General features: G+C 65.2%; 16 protein-coding genes. 5 read left to right on the plus strand and 11 right to left on the minus strand.

Annotated elements, in window-relative coordinates:
- Positions 1-163 precede the first annotated feature (163 nt).
- The 8 genes from E4K64_RS24005 to E4K64_RS24040 form a co-directional block, all read right to left on the minus strand.
- The gene (locus E4K64_RS24005) at positions 164-922 is read right to left on the minus strand and encodes an outer membrane lipoprotein carrier protein LolA (RefSeq protein ID WP_135165793.1); all 759 of its coding nucleotides are present in this window, start codon (positions 920-922) and stop codon (positions 164-166) included.
- Between the two features lie 151 nt (positions 923-1,073).
- Positions 1,074-3,545 (minus strand): DNA translocase FtsK, encoded by a 2,472-nt coding sequence (locus tag E4K64_RS24010; protein WP_135165712.1) that lies wholly within the window; start codon positions 3,543-3,545, stop codon positions 1,074-1,076.
- Positions 3,546-3,553: 8 nt separating this feature from the next.
- On the minus strand, positions 3,554-4,765 hold the full coding sequence (locus E4K64_RS24015) for an aminotransferase class I/II-fold pyridoxal phosphate-dependent enzyme (RefSeq protein ID WP_135165713.1): 1,212 nt from the start codon (positions 4,763-4,765) through the stop codon (positions 3,554-3,556).
- A gap of 323 nt (positions 4,766-5,088) precedes the next feature.
- A complete protein-coding gene (locus E4K64_RS24020) occupies positions 5,089-5,493 on the minus strand; it encodes a GFA family protein (protein WP_135165714.1) in 405 nt (134 codons plus the stop codon).
- Positions 5,494-5,696: 203 nt separating this feature from the next.
- Positions 5,697-7,145 (minus strand): ammonium transporter, encoded by a 1,449-nt coding sequence (locus E4K64_RS24025; protein WP_135165715.1) that lies wholly within the window; start codon positions 7,143-7,145, stop codon positions 5,697-5,699.
- Positions 7,146-7,182: 37 nt separating this feature from the next.
- Positions 7,183-7,521, minus strand: coding sequence for a P-II family nitrogen regulator (locus tag E4K64_RS24030; protein ID WP_008142813.1), 339 nt, complete (start codon positions 7,519-7,521; stop codon positions 7,183-7,185).
- Positions 7,522-7,831: 310 nt separating this feature from the next.
- Positions 7,832-9,133, minus strand: a complete 1,302-nt coding sequence (locus E4K64_RS24035; RefSeq protein WP_135165716.1) for an ammonium transporter — start codon at positions 9,131-9,133, stop codon at positions 7,832-7,834.
- A gap of 48 nt (positions 9,134-9,181) precedes the next feature.
- The gene (locus E4K64_RS24040; RefSeq protein WP_027535359.1) at positions 9,182-9,520 is read right to left on the minus strand and encodes a P-II family nitrogen regulator; all 339 of its coding nucleotides are present in this window, start codon (positions 9,518-9,520) and stop codon (positions 9,182-9,184) included.
- A 236-nt stretch (positions 9,521-9,756) separates the two neighbouring features.
- On the opposite strand from E4K64_RS24040, the gene E4K64_RS24045 reads away from it, so the two are divergent.
- Positions 9,757-10,647, plus strand: a complete 891-nt coding sequence (locus tag E4K64_RS24045) for a DUF4339 domain-containing protein (RefSeq protein ID WP_135165717.1) — start codon at positions 9,757-9,759, stop codon at positions 10,645-10,647.
- Between the two features lie 40 nt (positions 10,648-10,687).
- On the opposite strand, the gene tesB is transcribed toward E4K64_RS24045, so the two are convergent.
- Positions 10,688-11,551, minus strand: coding sequence for an acyl-CoA thioesterase II (gene tesB, locus E4K64_RS24050; protein ID WP_126256850.1), 864 nt, complete (start codon positions 11,549-11,551; stop codon positions 10,688-10,690).
- A 154-nt stretch (positions 11,552-11,705) separates the two neighbouring features.
- Between tesB and E4K64_RS24055 the strand changes: the two genes are divergently transcribed.
- Positions 11,706-12,926, plus strand: coding sequence for a ubiquinone biosynthesis hydroxylase (locus E4K64_RS24055; RefSeq protein ID WP_135165718.1), 1,221 nt, complete (start codon positions 11,706-11,708; stop codon positions 12,924-12,926).
- A gap of 225 nt (positions 12,927-13,151) precedes the next feature.
- Here the strand turns inward: E4K64_RS24055 and E4K64_RS24060 are convergent, their stop codons facing one another.
- Together E4K64_RS24060 and E4K64_RS24065 are read right to left on the minus strand one after the other, a co-directional pair.
- A complete protein-coding gene (locus tag E4K64_RS24060; protein ID WP_126256848.1) occupies positions 13,152-13,349 on the minus strand; it encodes a Trm112 family protein in 198 nt (65 codons plus the stop codon).
- Positions 13,350-13,408: 59 nt separating this feature from the next.
- A complete protein-coding gene (locus E4K64_RS24065) occupies positions 13,409-13,942 on the minus strand; it encodes a TetR/AcrR family transcriptional regulator (RefSeq protein ID WP_135165719.1) in 534 nt (177 codons plus the stop codon).
- A 93-nt stretch (positions 13,943-14,035) separates the two neighbouring features.
- Between E4K64_RS24065 and E4K64_RS24070 the strand changes: the two genes are divergently transcribed.
- The 3 genes from E4K64_RS24070 to E4K64_RS24080 all read left to right on the plus strand — a co-directional run bounded on the left by E4K64_RS24070 (position 14,036) and on the right by E4K64_RS24080 (position 15,544).
- Complete coding sequence (locus E4K64_RS24070; RefSeq protein ID WP_135165720.1) at positions 14,036-14,386, plus strand: hypothetical protein; 351 nt, start codon at positions 14,036-14,038, stop codon at positions 14,384-14,386.
- A 227-nt stretch (positions 14,387-14,613) separates the two neighbouring features.
- Complete coding sequence (locus tag E4K64_RS24075) at positions 14,614-14,892, plus strand: PepSY domain-containing protein (RefSeq protein WP_167772224.1); 279 nt, start codon at positions 14,614-14,616, stop codon at positions 14,890-14,892.
- Between the two features lie 58 nt (positions 14,893-14,950).
- Positions 14,951-15,544, plus strand: coding sequence for a cytochrome b/b6 domain-containing protein (locus E4K64_RS24080; protein WP_167772225.1), 594 nt, complete (start codon positions 14,951-14,953; stop codon positions 15,542-15,544).
- Positions 15,545-15,610 lie beyond the last annotated feature (66 nt).

Consider the following 15,610-nt stretch of genomic DNA (forward strand, 5'->3'; position numbering starts at 1 on the left):
GGGAAATGCGTCTTAGCATGGATCGGCGCGAGGAAAATGCTTGTCCACAGGGCTGGAATCGTAGGGTGGGCAAAGCGAAGCGTGCCCACGTGCCAATTGCGAGGAGGAAAGATGGTGGGCACGGCGCAAACGCGCCTTTGCCCACCCTACGGCAGCGGAGCGTTCAGCCCGGCGACGGGCCGTAATTGGTGAAATCGATCTTGAACATGCCGGGATCGAGCTTCTTGCTCGAATCCAGATTGTAGACCGCGATCGTGGTGTCGTAGCCCTGCGGATCGGTGACGGTCCATTGCTTGAGCTGGCCGTCCTTGGCGCCGAACATCAGCAGCAAGCGGCTGGTGCCGACCAGCGCCTGCTTCTCCTCGATGGTGACGCTGACGAAGACGTCGTCGGCGGAGACGTTGACGACGTTGGTGTCCTTCATCAGGTCGATGCGGTCGGACAAAAGGAAGCGCAGCGGCGTCTGCGACAGCGGATAGACATCCTGCGTCGCAAGCTTGCGGTCGCGCACCACCAGGGACGATCCGTCGGCGACGATGTCGATCGGGCTCGGCGCATCATATTCGAAACGCACCTTGCCCGGCTTCTGAATGTAGAAATCGCCCTGCGTCTTGCTGCCGTCGGGGCCGACCTGGACGAAATTTCCGACCAGCGTCTGCAGCGACGACAGATAAGCGCTGACCTTGGCCGCCTGCGCCTTCTGGTTGGCATCGAAGGTCTGGAAGATGCTGCTCGGTACGTTGCGGCGCGGATCCGGGATCACCGGAGTGGGTGGCGTCTGCGTCGCGCCGGTGACCGCGGGTCCACCGCCTCCGGATTGAGCACCATCGCGGCCCTTCGGCGCGGGCTTCGGCACCGGCACGGTCTGCGCGAGCGACGTCGCGGTCACCATCGCGGCAGTGACGAGCAGCACGCCAGCCACGCGCGCGCTTCTCGCAGCGATGGTGGCAGCGAATCGAATGTCCGGATGTCTGATCAACGCGTCGTCCTGTATGGCTGGGCGCCTTTTTAGCGTGATTTCGGGCAAAAGCAGATATCGATTTTGCGTGAAATGATGTTTTGAGGCGACCGCCTCACATATGGCTGTCTTCTTCCTCGACCAGAATCTCGCGCTTGCCGGCGTGGTTGGCGGGTCCGACGATGCCTTCCAGTTCCATGCGCTCCATCAGCGATGCGGCGCGGTTATAGCCGATTTGCAGGCGGCGCTGGATATAACTGGTGGAGGCCTTGCGGTCGCGCTTGACGATCGCAACGGCCTGCTGGAAGAGATCGCCGCCGCCGTCCGCACCCATGCCGCTTGCGTCGAACACGGCTCCGCCGTCCTCGTCCTCGCTCGGCTCTTCGGCGGTCACCGCCTCGAGATATTCCGGTTGCCCCTGCGTCTTGAGGTGACGCACCACCTTCTCGACTTCCTCGTCGGACGCAAAGGGTCCGTGCACGCGGCTGATGCGGCCGCCGCCGGCCATGTAGAGCATGTCGCCCTGGCCGAGCAGCTGCTCGGCACCCATCTCGCCCAGGATCGTGCGACTGTCGATCTTGGACGTCACCTGGAAGGCGATGCGGGTTGGGAAGTTCGCCTTGATGGTGCCGGTGATGACGTCGACCGACGGACGCTGCGTCGCCAGGATCACGTGCAGGCCGGCGGCGCGTGCCATCTGCGCGAGGCGCTGCACCGCGCCTTCGATGTCCTTGCCGGCGACCATCATCAGGTCGGCCATTTCGTCGACGATGATGACGATGTAGGGCAGTGGATCGAGCGAGAGCTTCTCTTCCTCGTAGATCGCCTTGCCGGTCTCCTTGTCGAAGCCGGTATGCACCGTGCGCGTCGGCTCCTCGCCCTTGGCCTTCAGCTCGAGCAGGCGCGTGTTGTAGCCGTCGATGTTGCGCACACCGAGCTTGGCCATGTTCTTGTAGCGCTCTTCCATCTCGCGCACGGCCCATTTCAGCGCGACCACCGCCTTCTTCGGGTCGGTCACGACGGGCGTGAGCAGATGGGGAATGCCGTCATAGACGGAGAGTTCGAGCATCTTCGGATCGACCATGATCAGGCGGCACTGGTCCGGGCGCAGCCGGTAGACCAGGCTGAGGATCATGGTGTTGATGGCGACCGATTTGCCCGAGCCGGTGGTGCCGGCGATCAGCATGTGCGGCGTGCGCGCGAGGTCGATGATGACGGGATCGCCGCCGATGGTCTTGCCGAGGCAGAGCGGCAGCTTCGCCACCGTCTCGGTCGCTTCCTTCGCGACCAGCAGTTCGCGCAAATAGACCTTCTCGCGATGCGCGTTCGGCAATTCGATGCCGATGGCATTGCGGCCCGGCACCACGGCGACGCGCGCCGACAGCGCGCTCATCGAGCGGGCGATGTCGTCGGCAAGTCCGATCACGCGCGACGATTTGATGCCGGGCGCGGGCTCCAGCTCGTACAGCGTGACGACAGGGCCCGGATTGGCCTTCACGATCTCGCCGCGCACGCCGAAATCCTGCAGCACGCCTTCGAGCGAGCGCGAATTGGTCTCCAGCTCGGCCTTGCTGAGCGGCTGGCGATCGCCCGCCTTCGGCGCGGCCAGCATGGAGACGGAGGGAAGATCGAACTTGTCGGAGGACTTCTTGGCAGGAGCCTTCGGCGCAGCCTTCTTGCGCGGGGCGCGCGCGACGGGCTCCTCTTCCTCTTCCTCCTCGTCTTCGTGCTGATCCTCGTAGTCCTCGTCTTCGGACTGCGGCGAGATCGAGGGCGCGGCGCGGCCGCCGCCGAGATTCGGCTCCTGGCGGTTGAACGACACGGCCTTGGTCTTCGGTCCGCTCGAGACCAGCGAACGGTAGGCGGCACCACACAGCCAGATCAGCCGCGCCTTCGTGCTCATCAGCGCATGGAACAGCCAGCCCAGCGACACCGAGCCGCGATCGCCCTCCTCGTCTTCGTCGAGCGGCTTGTCGTCGTCCTCGATCTCGGTGTGCTCCTCGTCCTGCTCACGGGCGCCAAGACCGCAGGCGATCAGGAAGGTCGCGGCCATGGCGGCGAACAGGATCGTGCCGAGCACGATGCGGTAGATCGTGCCGGCGGGTCCGAAAATCACCGCGGGCGCGCGCACCAGGGCGTCGCCGACCACGCCGCCGAGGCCGGTTGGCAGCGGCCATGCGCCGCCATGCGGCCAGCAGCTGACGAAGCCCGCCGCGAGCACCGCGCAGAGGACCCAGGAGCCGAGCCGCAGCGCTTCGCGGTCGAATGGGCGATGCGTCATCATGCGCCAGCCCCAGACCGCGACGGTCAGGACCAGCATGATGGCGCCGAGCCCGAGGATCTGCATCGCGAGATCGGCGCCGATCGCGCCGGCATAGCCGAGGATGTTGCGGATCGGCCTCGAGGTGGCGTGGCTGAGGCTGGGATCCTGCACCGACCAGGTCATCAGCGCGGCCGAGGCAAGGCCCGCGAGCGCGATCAGGCCGAGACCGGTGAGCTCGCGCATGCGCCGCGCCAGACCCTCGCGGATCGATGGCGGCAGATGGCCGACCAGTGGAATGACGCGTTCGATTGCCGACATGCTCATGGGCCCGCCTAACCCAGAGTCTCGACCAGGCGATGCAGCGCCTGCGCCGTGGTCTCGCTATCCTGCACCAGGGCGAGGCGAATGTAGCCTGCGCCGGGATTGAATCCGTCAGGCTGCTGCCGCGCCAGGAAGCTGCCGGGCACCACGCGGACGCCGGCCTCCCTGAACAGCTTGAGCGTCACGGACACGTCGTCGCCGATCGCGGACGTATTGAGCCAGACGCAGAAGCCGGCATCGGGGCGGCGATAGCCGTAACGGTTGCCGATGATCTGGTCGGCGAGATCGAACTTGATCCGGTACAGCCTGCGGTTCTCCTCGACATGCGCTTCGTCGCCGTAGGCAAACGTCGCGACATGCTGGAGCGGCACCGGCACCTGCGGCGCGGCGATGTTGCGCAGCTCCAGGAACATGCCGATGAATGTCTTGTCGCCGGCGGCGAAGCCAACGCGCAGGCCCGGCAGGTTCGAGCGCTTCGACAACGACTGGAACGCGGCCACGCGGGTGAAATCGGGGCCGGCACATTCGAGCGCGCTGCCCGGTGCTTCGCGGGTGTAGATCTCCGAATAGCATTCGTCGCTGAGGATCATGAAGCCGTAGCGATCGGCGAGCCGCTTCAGCCGCGTGAAGTAATCGCGCGAGGCGACCGAACCCTGCGGGTTGGCCGGCGAGGCCAGATAGAACGCCACGGTGCGCGCCAGCGTCGCCTCGTCGATGGCGTCGAGATCAGGCAGGAAGCCGTTTTCGATCGTGGTCGGCAGATAGACCGGCTCGCAGGCTGCAGCCAAGGCGCCGGCGCCATAGACCGGATAGAACGGGTTCGGCATCAGGATGGCGGGCGTGCCGGGACGCGGGCCGACGTAGCGCTTTGCCGCGAGGGCGGCAAGGAACAGCCCCTCGCGGCTGCCATTGAGGACGAGAATCTCGCTTTTGGGGTCGAGCGGCCGCGGCAGCTCGAAGCGCGACGACAGCCAGGTGCTTGCTGCCTGGCGGAACGGGTCGGTGCCCTGGTTCATCGGGTAACGGCCGAAATCGGCGATGTGCTTGGCCAGCACCGGGCCGACGAAATCAGGCACGGGATGCTGCGGTTCGCCGACCGCGAGCGAAATCAAGGGCTTGCCGGGCTGATGCGGCGCCAGCAGCTCGTTCAGCCGGACGAAGGGCGAGCGTTCGTTGGAGCTTCCACCGGCCTGCGGCGCGCGGGATGAAGCGGTCATGACCATTCTGGGCGCCAGTACTCTTGGAACGGCCGGTCGCGCACCACGGCGCCGGCGGGAAGCGGTTCAGTTCACCATAGATAGGGCGAGGTTAAGACGCGATTAACCATCGGCCGCCGCCTCCGTCCAGAGCAGGAATATTGAGGCCCGATAACAACGGGGTGCGGCTGCCGTTGGGGCTGGTTGCTCACCTCTACCGCTTGCGGGAGAGGTCGCGCCGAAGGCGCGAGTGAGGGTTCTTTCCGCATAGGGACTGGTCCCTATGTTGAGACACCCTCTCCCCGGCCCTCCCCCGCAAGCGGGGGAGGGAGAGCACCGCCATCGCGGCCTCAGCGCCCCGGCAGCTTCCCGAACGTCTTCATCCCCGCGGGGATCGTATGAAACTCCTGCATGTCGCAGGTGTAGATCGCCATCTGCGGCTGGAACTGCTTTGGCTCGTCCAGCGTGCCGACCTTCACGACCGCCGCCGGCAGGCCCGGGACCTTGGTCACCAGGTGGGTACCGCATTCGACGCAGAATTCGCGCGTGACGGCGCGTTCGAGATCCTTGCGGGTGAACTGCTTGGGTTGCCCCAGGATGTAGCTGAAGCCGGCCGCCGGCATCGCGATGAAGGTGTTGGGCGCGCCGCCCGAGATGTACTGGCACTCGCGGCAATGACACTGGGCCTGCATCATCGGATCGCCCTCGGCCACGTAGCGCACTTCGCCGCAATAGCATCCGCCTTCCAAACGCATGACAACCTCCCCGATTGTTGTTTCTTGTGGTCGATATTTCTGCGCCGGCGGCGCGGAATGGCAATCCTTTTCTTCGGCGTCCTGGGCAAAAGAAAGGGGCTCCAGCTTGCGCTGGAGCCCCTCGACGGTCAGGGCATTGCCGGGTATGTGCCCGAACCGTAGTTATGGGCGCGATCCCCGAAGGAGACCGCGCCCGGGAGGAGTCACATGTTGTAGGCGCGCTCGGTGTGCTCGGTGATGTCGAGACCTTCACGCTCGCTCTCGACATTGGTGCGCAGACCGACGATCACGTCGACGACCTTGTAGAGGATCGCCGAGCCGATGCCCGACCACACCAGCGTGGTGCCGACGCCCCAGATCTGGGCCATCATCTGCGTTGCGAAGTCGTAATCGGCGACCTTCGGCGGGATCGCGGTGTAGTCGATGATGCCGGCACCGCCGAGGGCGGGGTTGACGAGAATGCCGGTGCCGAGGGCGCCGACAATGCCGCCGATGCAGTGCACGCCGAACACGTCGAGGGAGTCGTCATAGCCGAGCGCGTTCTTCACGACGGTGCAGAAGAACATGCAGACCACGCCGACGACCAGGCCGAGGACGATCGCGCCCATCACGCCGGAGAAGCCGGCGGCAGGGGTGACGGCCACGAGGCCCGCGACAGCGCCGGAGATGACGCCGAGCACCGACGGATGACCCTTGATGATCCACTCCGCGAACATCCACGACAGCGCGGCGGCCGCGGTGGCGACGAAGGAGTTGGTCATGGCAAGCGCAGCGCCGCCGCTGGCTTCCAGGTTGGAGCCGGCGTTGAAGCCGAACCAGCCGACCCAGAGCAGCGAGGCGCCGATCATCGACATGGTCAGCGAGTGCGGGGCCATCAGCTCCTTGCCGTAACCGACACGCTTGCCGATCAGGAGAGCGCCGACGAGACCTGCGATGCCGGCGTTGATGTGCACCACGGTGCCGCCAGCGAAGTCGATCGCGCCCTTCTTGAAGATCCAGCCGGCGTCGGCGTTGATCTCGTCGAGCTTGGCCTGCGCCGCGGTCTTTGCCGCCGCGTCAGTGGCCGCGGCGAGAGCCTTGGCAGCGTCCTGGATCAGGTCCGGGCCCGGCCAGTACCAAACCATGTGCGCGATCGGGAAGTAGATCAGCGTGACCCAGAGCGGGATGAAGAGGGCGATCGCCGAGAATTTCATGCGCTCGGCGAAGGCGCCGACGATGAGGGCGGGCGTGATCGCCGCGAAGGTCATCTGGAAGCACATGTAGATGAGCTCCGAGATGTTGGCGTCGACCGAGAAGGTCGCGGCCTTCGAGTCGGTGGTGACGCCCATCATGAAGGCCTTGGAGAAGCCGCCGATGAAGTCGGAGCCGCCGGTGAAGGCGAGGCTGTAGCCGTAGACGGCCCAGATCACGGTGACGATGCAGACGGTGTAGAACACCTGCATCAGGACGGAGAGCATGTTCTTGGAGCGGACGAGACCGCCGTAGAACAGGGCGAGGCCGGGGATCGTCATCAACAGCACCAGCACTGTCGATGTCAGCATCCAGGCGTTGTCTCCCTTGTTGACCGTTGGCTCGGCGTAGGCTGCGGTCGCAGCGAACAGGCCGACTGCGAGAGCCGCCAATCCCGCGCCATAGGGACGCTTGAACGTCATAATATTCACTCCTGCTTGGATAAGGTTGAGCGCGAAATCAGAGGGCCGCAGCATCGGCCTCGCCGGTGCGGATGCGCACCGCGTGGTCGAGGTTGATGACGAAGATCTTGCCGTCGCCGATCTGTCCGGTTTTCGCGGCGGACGTGATGGCGTCGATGGTCTTGTCGACCTGGTCGGAGGCGACAGCGACCTCGATCTTGATCTTGGGCAGGAAGCTCACGGCATATTCGGCGCCGCGATAGATTTCCGTATGGCCCTTCTGGCGGCCATATCCCTTGACTTCCGTCACCGTGAGACCATGAACGCCGATGGCGGTCAGGGCGTCACGGACTTCTTCCAGCTTGAATGGCTTAATGATCGCCATAACAATTTTCATGGGTCCTATCCCCGCTTGGGCCCGGTCCGGACATGGCCGGGCGTTCTCGACTGGTTCGCCACGAGGGAGAAGTTCACTACGCGGGCACAGCCAGGACCCTTAGAATCAAATGCCGTGCCAGATCGGGCGTGTTGCCTAACGGACTATGAAGACGGGGGTTTTCGCGTTTGACGGGTATCGCGGTGCGGTGCGCTATTCCGTCGCGCCCAAAACGTGGTCAAGCCTGCTCAAAATACAAGCACGACAGGCTGCCGACACAATGTTGCTCATGTGTCGGGCAGCGAAATGGTAATTAAGTAGCGTCGGCGCTCTATTGCAGGGCTTCGCCGTGCTGCGAAATATCCAGCCCCTCGAGCTCCTGCTCACGGGATACGCGCAAGGGCACGAACAGGCCGACCAGCTTGAGCAGGATGAAGCTCACGCCTGCCGACCAGACGAAGGTGACGGCGACCCCATAGAACTGGATCAGCAATTGCTGCGGATGGCCCTCGAACAGGCCGGCGGTGCCGCCGATGGCGCTGGTGGCGAACACGCCGGCGAGCAGGGTCCCGGTCAGGCCGCCGATGCCGTGGACGCCGAACACGTCGAGGGAATCGTCGTAGTCGAAGCGGTGCTTCAGCCAGGTGCAGGCCCAATAGCAAATCGCACCGGCAATGATGCCGATGACGATGCCGTGCCAGGGCGCCACGAATCCGGAGGCCGGCGTGATGGTGCCAAGCCCGGCCACCGCGCCGGAGATCATGCCGAGCACGGAGGGCTTGCGCCGCGTCGACCATTCGATCGCGCCCCAGGTCAACGCGCCGGCGCAGGCGGCGAGGTGCGTTGCGATGATCGCCATCACCGCGCGCGAATTGGCCCCGCCGGCCGAGCCGCCGTTGAAGCCGAACCAGCCGACCCACAACAGACCGGTGCCCATCACCGCAAGCGAAAGATCGAACGGCGAGAGATTTTCGCTACCGTAGCCGTGGCGACGCCCCATCACCTTCGCTGCAACGAGGCCGCCGGTGCCGGCCGACAGGTGCACCACGAGACCGCCGGCAAAGTCGAGCACGCCCATGCTGTTGAGGAAGCCGCCGCCCCAGACCCAATGCGCCAGCGGAATGTAGACGAAGATGAACCAGGCGACGGAGAACAGGAGATAGGCGGAGAACCGCATCCGGTCGGCGACCGAGCCCGCGACCAGCGCCACCGTGATGATGGCAAACGTCATCTGGTACAGCATGAAAAGCGCTTCCGGGATGGTCTTCGCTGCCGGATTGACGCTGTCCATGGTCATGCCGGCGAGAAACCAGCGGTCGAGCGTGCCGATCCACGGGCCATCGCCGACGAAGCACAGCGAATAGCCGAACGCGACCCAGAGAATGGAGATCAGCGCGACCGCGGCGAGGCTCTGCGCCATGGTGGCGAGCACGTTCTTCTTGCGCACCATGCCGGCATAGAACAGCGCGAGGCCCGGGATTGTCATCATCAGCACCAGCGCGGTGGCGACGATCATCCAGGCGGTGTCGGCGGCGTTGATCTCATTTGCCGCGGCTTGCGCCGATGATGTCGTGACCGACACAAACCCGATCGGCGCAGCGATACACGCCGCGCGGCGCAACAATCCGGCCATCTCGTTTCCCCCAGCATAGAAATGACGTCGCAGCCTATGGCCTCGTTGTCAGAGCGCGTCGCTGTCGGTTTCGCCGGTGCGGATGCGCAGCGCGTGGTCGATCGGCGTCACGAAGATCTTGCCGTCGCCGATCTGCCCGGTGCGTGCGGAGGCGGTGATCACACCCACGGCCTTGTCGGCGATGTCGGAGGCGACCGCGATCTCGATGCGCAGCTTGGGCAGGAAGTTCACGACATATTCGGCACCGCGATAGATCTCGGTGTGGCCCTTCTGCCGGCCATAGCCCTTTACCTCGGTCACGGTCATGCCGTGGACGCCGATCGCCGTCAGGGCCTGGCGGACCTCGTCGAGCTTGAAGGGTTTGATGATCGCGACGACGAGTTTCATGGTCAGGCCTATTCCCCGGGATGCGCTGCGCCGCATGTCCCCGGCGCTGCGTCAATCTGGCATCTTTCCGGGCAAATGGCACAAAAAACTTGCAGACTGAAGCGGAAAAACGTTTGGCCATGTGAACGGCCGCCTCTGTACAGGGCAACCGTTCATCCTTCACAATGCATTTTTGGCATGGATGCGGTGAACCCGGGCCGGCCAGGCGGGACATAAGTATTTTGAGGGGACGCTTCATGGCGAGTTGGTTCTACGCATCCGAGGGCAAGCAGCAGGGGCCCTTTCCGGAAGGGCAATTCCGCGATCTCGTCGCCCAGGGGGTCGTGCGCCCGGACACCCTGGTGTGGACCGAGGGCATGGCCGGCTGGCAGAAGGCCGCTGAAATTCCCGGCCTGGTCGGGGGCGGCGGCGCGCCGCCGATGATGCCGGCGGGCGGCCCGCCGATGACGGGCTCCGGTGGCTATGCCGGTGGCGGAAGCGGAGGATCGCTGGCCGTCGATTTCGGCATCCTCGAGTTCACCTGGCGCACGCTCGTGCTGGTGATCGGCTCGTGCTTCATCATCCCGGTGCCGTGGCTGTTCGTCTGGTACACGAACTGGATCGTGCCCTGCGTCAAAGTCCCGGGACGACCCAATCTCAGCTTCACCGGCAACGCGATGACGCTGGTGCCCTGGTTCTTCGGCTTCATCGCTCTGGCGATCGCCCTCGGCTTCATCGGCAGCGAGATCTTGAGCAACCTGCTGTTCGTCGCGCAGATCGTGCTCTACTGGCTGCTGATCAAATGGATGGTCGCGAACCTCGCCTCCAACGGGCAGCCGCTGGGCTTGAGCTTCACCGGCTCGGTCTGGGCCTATATCGGCTGGAATCTGCTGTTCGCGATTTCCATCATCACCATCATCGGCTGGGCCTGGGTCGCTGCAGCGCAGATGCGCTGGTTCTGCCGCAGCATCGAAGGCACCCGGCGCGAGATCGTGTTCAAGGGCAGCGGTCTCGACATCCTCTGGCGCGGGATCGTCGCTGCGATCCTGTTCAGCCTGATCATCCCGATTCCGTGGGTGTATCGCTGGATCATGAACTGGTTTGCGTCGCAGACCGTGCTCGCGCCGCGCGGCTCTCTTGGTGCGTGATCCGGAAAGCCTCGAACGCGAGACCTCGCGTTCGAGGTGATCATCCCTTGCGCTCGCGCACGGAGCCTTCCTGCGCGACGGAGGCGACCAGCGTGCCGTCGGGCTTGAAGATCGAGCCGCGCGTCAAGCCGCGGCCGCCGCGGGCGCTCGGCGAGTCCTGAGCATAGAGCAGCCATTCATCGGCGCGGAACGGGCGGTGAAACCACATGGCGTGGTCGAGGCTTGCTGGCATCATGCGCTTGTCGAACAGCGTGCGGCCATAGCGCGCCATGATGGCGTCCAGCAGCGAGAAATCCGAGGCGTAGGCCAGCGCGCACATGTGCAGCGCCGGATCGTCGGGCAGCTTCGCCGCGGTCTTGATCCAGACATGGATACGGCCGTCGTCGATCTTCTGGCCGAAATAACGGCCGAGCTCGACCGGACGCAGCTCGATCGGCCGATCCGATTCATAGTAGCGGCGGATGAACTCCGGCATCTCCTTGAACATCGGCTGCTTCGCCACCTCCTCCGCCGTGAGCTTCTCCGGCGGCGGCACGTCGGGCATCTTGTCCTGGTGATCGAAGGCGCTTTCCTCCTCGGCATGGAACGAGACCATGATCGAGAAGATCGCGTTGCCGTGCTGGATCGCGGTGACGCGGCGGGTGGAGTAGCTCTTGCCGTCGCGCAGGCGTTCGACCTGGTAGATGATCGGAATCTGAGGGTCGCCCGGCAGGATGAAATAGCAATGCAGCGAATGCGGCAGGCGCCCCTCGACGGTGCGGCAGGCCGCCACCATCGCCTGCCCGATCACCTGACCGCCGAACACGCGCTGCCAGCTCGTCTTCGGGCTGTTGCCGCGGAACAGGTTCACCTCGAGCTGCTCGAGGTCGAGGATCGAAATGAGGTCGATCAGGCTTTTGGACATGGAATGAACTCTCAAATGTCTCGTCATTTCCGGGCATCGCGACAGCGAAGAACCCGGAATGACGGAACGAAGGGCTCGCCGCCCCCGTTTCACCGCACTGTTTCGCCCAGCTCAAGTCTGCTAGCAAGACCGAGAATTGACCGGGAATTTGGGTATGTCGGTACAGGGTAGCATTGTCATTGGTGGCGGCGCGTTTGCCGGCCTCGCGCTGGCCCTGGCGCTGCGCCAGGGGCTCGGGCCCGAGATTCCCGTCATCGTCGCCGATCCCGCGCTCAGCACGCGGCCGAGCCGCGACCCCCGCGCCACCGCGATCGTGGCCGCCTGCCGCCGCCTGTTCGAGGCGATCGGCGCCTGGGACGACGTCAGGAGCGAGGCGCAGCCGATCCTCGACATGGTCGTCACCGATTCCAAGCTGGAGGACGCCACCCGTCCGGTGTTCCTCAACTTCGCCGGCGACGTCGCGCCGGGCGAGCCGTTCGCGCATATGGTCGAGAACCGCCGCCTGATCGATGCGCTGACGGCGCGCGCGGAGGCCGAGGGCATCGACCTGCGTGCCACCATTGTGGCGTCCTATGAGGCGCGTGACGAGGGTATCGACGTGACGCTGGGCGACGGCAGCGTGATCGCCGCCAGCCTGCTGGTCGCCGCCGACGGCGCGCGGTCAAAACTGCGCGAGCGTGCCGGCATTCCGACCCATGGCTGGGAGTATGACCAGGCCGGCATCGTCGTCACCGTCGGCCACGAGCGCGATCACGAGGGCCGCGCCGAGGAGCACTTCCTGCCGGCAGGTCCGTTCGCGATCCTGCCGCTTTCGGGCAAGCGCTCCTCGCTGGTGTGGACCGAGCGCCGGGCCGAGGCCGCGCGCATCGTTGCGCTCAGCGACGAGGAATTTCACGCCGAGCTCGAGCAGCGGTTTGGCCTGCATCTCGGCGAGGTGAAGGCGCTCGACAAGCCGCGCGCGTTCCCGCTGTCCTATTTCGTCGCGCGCTCCTTCATCGCCACCCGCCTCGCGCTGGTCGGCGACGCCGCCCATGTCATCCACCCCATCGCGGGCCAGGGCCTCAACATGGGCCTGAAGGATGTCGCGGCGCTGGCCGAGGTCGTCGTCGATGCCGCGCGGCTCGGCATGGATATCGGCGGGGCCGACGTGCTCGAGCGCTACCAGCGCTGGCGCCGCTTCGACACCATGGCGATGGGCGTTGCCACCAACTCGCTCAACTTCCTGTTCTCGAACCAGTCGACGCTGCTGCGCACCGTCCGCGACATCGGCCTCGGCCTGGTCGACCGCGCCCCGCCGCTGAAGAACCTGTTCATCCGCCAGGCCGCCGGACTCACGGGCGAGGTGCCGAGATTGCTGAAGGGCGAGGCGTTGTAGCCGCGCTGGCTCTCCAATTTCCGCTGTCGTCCCGGACAAGCGCGCCCTAAGCGCGCGCGGATCCGGGACCCATACGCCGCAGCAGGAATTTAGCGAAGACTCGGAGTTACCACTTCGTCCGACAACCACTTCCTGTGGTTATGGATCCCCGCGTTCGCGGGGATGACATCGAGAGTGTGGCGCGGTCACCGTTCTAAACGATGAAGCTCCGCCCGGACTACAAGGTCAATCGATCTTCCGCGCCTCTTCCGGCAGCATGATCGGGATGCCGTCGCGGATCGGGTAGGCCAGCTTGGCGCTGCGCGAGATCAGCTCCTGCTTCGCGGCATCGAACTCCAGCGGGCCCTTGGTCAGTGGGCAGACGAGAATCTCCAGCAATTTGGGATCGACGCTGGCTTCGGCACGTTCGGTGGACGCGTTCATGGGGGTCTCCGGCGATCGGCTGCCTCTAGCACAGAAATTCGCGCCCGCCCATCGCGGGCTCAAGCCGAGACCATCGTGAGGACCTCGTCGAGCAGGGCCTGGAGCCGTGCCGCCGGCACCGGCGCGCCCGACAGGGCAAAGCCGAGAAACGTCCAGTAGAGGATCTGTGCGCGGGCCTGCGCCATCGCCGCCTCGAGCCCGCGCCTGGCCAGCAGCTGCTCGATATAATCCAGCCTGCGGCGGTCGATTGCGCGCACGGCTCCTTGTGCCGCCGCGTCGAAGGCCGCCCAGTTGCGCACCGCGCGTTCGAGATCGAGCTGCGCGCCGAACGACCTGCGCAGCAGCGCCCTCAGCGGCTCGTCGCCGCCCGCCTCGACGTCGGCGATGATCTGCTCGGCCGCGATCTCGCGCCAGCGCTTCAAAACGGCGGCCTGGTACGCGCCGAGATCGGCGAAATGCCAATAGAAGCTGCCGCGCGACACCCCCATGGCCTTTGCCAGGGGGTCGGCCTTGAGCGCGGTGAAGCCGCTCCTGGCGAGCGCCTTGAGGCCTTGCTTGATCCAGTCGTCGGCGGAGAGCTGTTCGGTGGTCATGTCGGGTTTTCCAAGGCTCGACCATACACTAGTGTATTGACAGTTCGAAGCAAACGGGTGCATAACCATACATCACTGTATGGAGATATTCCCATGCGCGACCTGCTCCTGCAATGTTCCGGCCTCGCGGCGATCGTGATCGCGTTGATCCACGGCATGCTCGGCGAGACGAAGGTGTTCGCGCGCGCCAGCATCGAGCCGCCGCGATTGCGCACGCTGATCCGGCTGGTGTGGCAGGCCGGCACGGTGGCATGGATCGGCGGCGGCGTGCTGCTGCTCGCCGCGCCCTGGATGGACTCGAGCCCCGCCCGGCACTGGATCGTCGCCACCTTCGCGGTCGTGTTCGGCTCTGCGGCCTTGGCCAACGCCCTCGCGACGCGCGGTCGGCATTTCGGCTGGGTCGGCATGGGCGCCGTCGTCGCGCTCGCCGTGGCCGGCTACTAGCGCCCGCACTCGGGCCGCGAGGCGTCAGGCCGCAGCAGCGGCTCGAATCCACGCTGCGCCCCGACAGCATTCGCGTTGTCACGCACGTTAGAACTCGTCTAAAACGATTCCTTAGAACTTATCTAACGTGATCGAGGCCCATACCGGATTGACTTCACCTCCCCCTTTGCTTCCTTCGAACCCGCTTCGCGGCTCGCGCAGCGCGCACGACAGAGGAGGAGATGTTCGTGAAGGTCATTCGTGTTGTTGCCATTGCACTGACGGTCGGGATGGGCATGGGGTCGGCCGCCATGGCCGACGGCTTCAAGGACTGCACCAAGCTCGACAAGGCGTCGTGGAAGCCGGCCAGCGAAGCCGAAGCCAAGGCCAAGGCGCTCGGTTACGAAGTGCGGCGCTCGAAGATCGAAGGCTCGTGCTACGAGGTTTACGGCGTCAAGGAAGGCAAGCTTTACGAGCTGTTCTACAGCCCCGAAGACCTCAGCCTGAAGAAGACCGTCGCGAAGTAAATCGTCAAGTAGCGCGATTGCGCGACTGCGCAAAGCAGGGCTCGAGGATGGTCTTCGCTTGATTGAAGAAGCGATCCCAGAAGCGCGCGGGGCGTCCGACAGGACCCCCGCAGATCGAACCGCCTCGCGGACGGTCGCAGTCTGGGACCTCCCGCTGCGCCTCTGGCACTGGAGCCTCGCGGCCTGCGTTCTGGCCGCGTGGTTCACGCCGACCGTCTACGATCGGCTTCACCGCATCGTCGGCTATGCGGTGCTCGGACTCCTCGTCTTCCGGCTCGTCTGGGGTTTCTGGGGAAGCCGCTATTCGCGTTTCCGCATGATCAGGGCCAGGCTCCGGGCCGCGCCAAGCTACCTCTGGAATCTGCGCCGCGGCATCACCGGCCGCTATATCGGACTCAATCCCGCCGGCACGGTGATGCTGGTGGCGCTGCTGGTCTCGCTCGTGGTCTCGACGATCACGGGCGCGATGTCGGTCACCGTCACGTTCTTCGGCGTGTGGTGGGTCGAGGACACCCACCATTATTCGTCGGACGCGGTCATCGTCCTGGTCGTGCTGCATGTGGTCGGCGTGCTGCTGATGGGGATGCTCCAGCGCGAGAATCTGACCCGCGCAATGCTCACCGGCCGCAAGCACATTCGCAATCGCCTTTAGACGTTCGCTGCCGGTCGCGTCGTAGCGCTTCCGGCGCGGCGTCGTCGCGCCCCCAACGGTCGGCAA

Source organism: Bradyrhizobium frederickii (genome assembly GCF_004570865.1).
GTDB lineage: Bacteria > Pseudomonadota > Alphaproteobacteria > Rhizobiales > Xanthobacteraceae > Bradyrhizobium > Bradyrhizobium frederickii.

Bases quoted from the DNA above. Each gene is read 5' to 3' on its own strand.
- E4K64_RS24010 (WP_135165712.1), bottom strand. From the start codon at position 3,545: ATGAGCATGTCGGCAATCGAACGCGTCATTCCACTGGTCGGCCATCTG.
- E4K64_RS24015 (WP_135165713.1), bottom strand. From the start codon at position 4,765: ATGGTCATGACCGCTTCATCCCGCGCGCCGCAGGCCGGTGGAAGCTCC.
- E4K64_RS24020 (WP_135165714.1), bottom strand. From the start codon at position 5,493: ATGCGTTTGGAAGGCGGATGCTATTGCGGCGAAGTGCGCTACGTGGCC.
- E4K64_RS24025 (WP_135165715.1), bottom strand. From the start codon at position 7,145: ATGACGTTCAAGCGTCCCTATGGCGCGGGATTGGCGGCTCTCGCAGTC.
- E4K64_RS24030 (WP_008142813.1), bottom strand. From the start codon at position 7,521: ATGAAAATTGTTATGGCGATCATTAAGCCATTCAAGCTGGAAGAAGTC.
- E4K64_RS24035 (WP_135165716.1), bottom strand. From the start codon at position 9,133: ATGGCCGGATTGTTGCGCCGCGCGGCGTGTATCGCTGCGCCGATCGGG.
- E4K64_RS24040 (WP_027535359.1), bottom strand. From the start codon at position 9,520: ATGAAACTCGTCGTCGCGATCATCAAACCCTTCAAGCTCGACGAGGTC.
- E4K64_RS24045 (WP_135165717.1), top strand. From the start codon at position 9,757: ATGGCGAGTTGGTTCTACGCATCCGAGGGCAAGCAGCAGGGGCCCTTT.
- tesB (WP_126256850.1), bottom strand. From the start codon at position 11,551: ATGTCCAAAAGCCTGATCGACCTCATTTCGATCCTCGACCTCGAGCAG.
- E4K64_RS24055 (WP_135165718.1), top strand. From the start codon at position 11,706: ATGTCGGTACAGGGTAGCATTGTCATTGGTGGCGGCGCGTTTGCCGGC.
- E4K64_RS24060 (WP_126256848.1), bottom strand. From the start codon at position 13,349: ATGAACGCGTCCACCGAACGTGCCGAAGCCAGCGTCGATCCCAAATTG.
- E4K64_RS24065 (WP_135165719.1), bottom strand. From the start codon at position 13,942: ATGACCACCGAACAGCTCTCCGCCGACGACTGGATCAAGCAAGGCCTC.
- E4K64_RS24070 (WP_135165720.1), top strand. From the start codon at position 14,036: ATGCGCGACCTGCTCCTGCAATGTTCCGGCCTCGCGGCGATCGTGATC.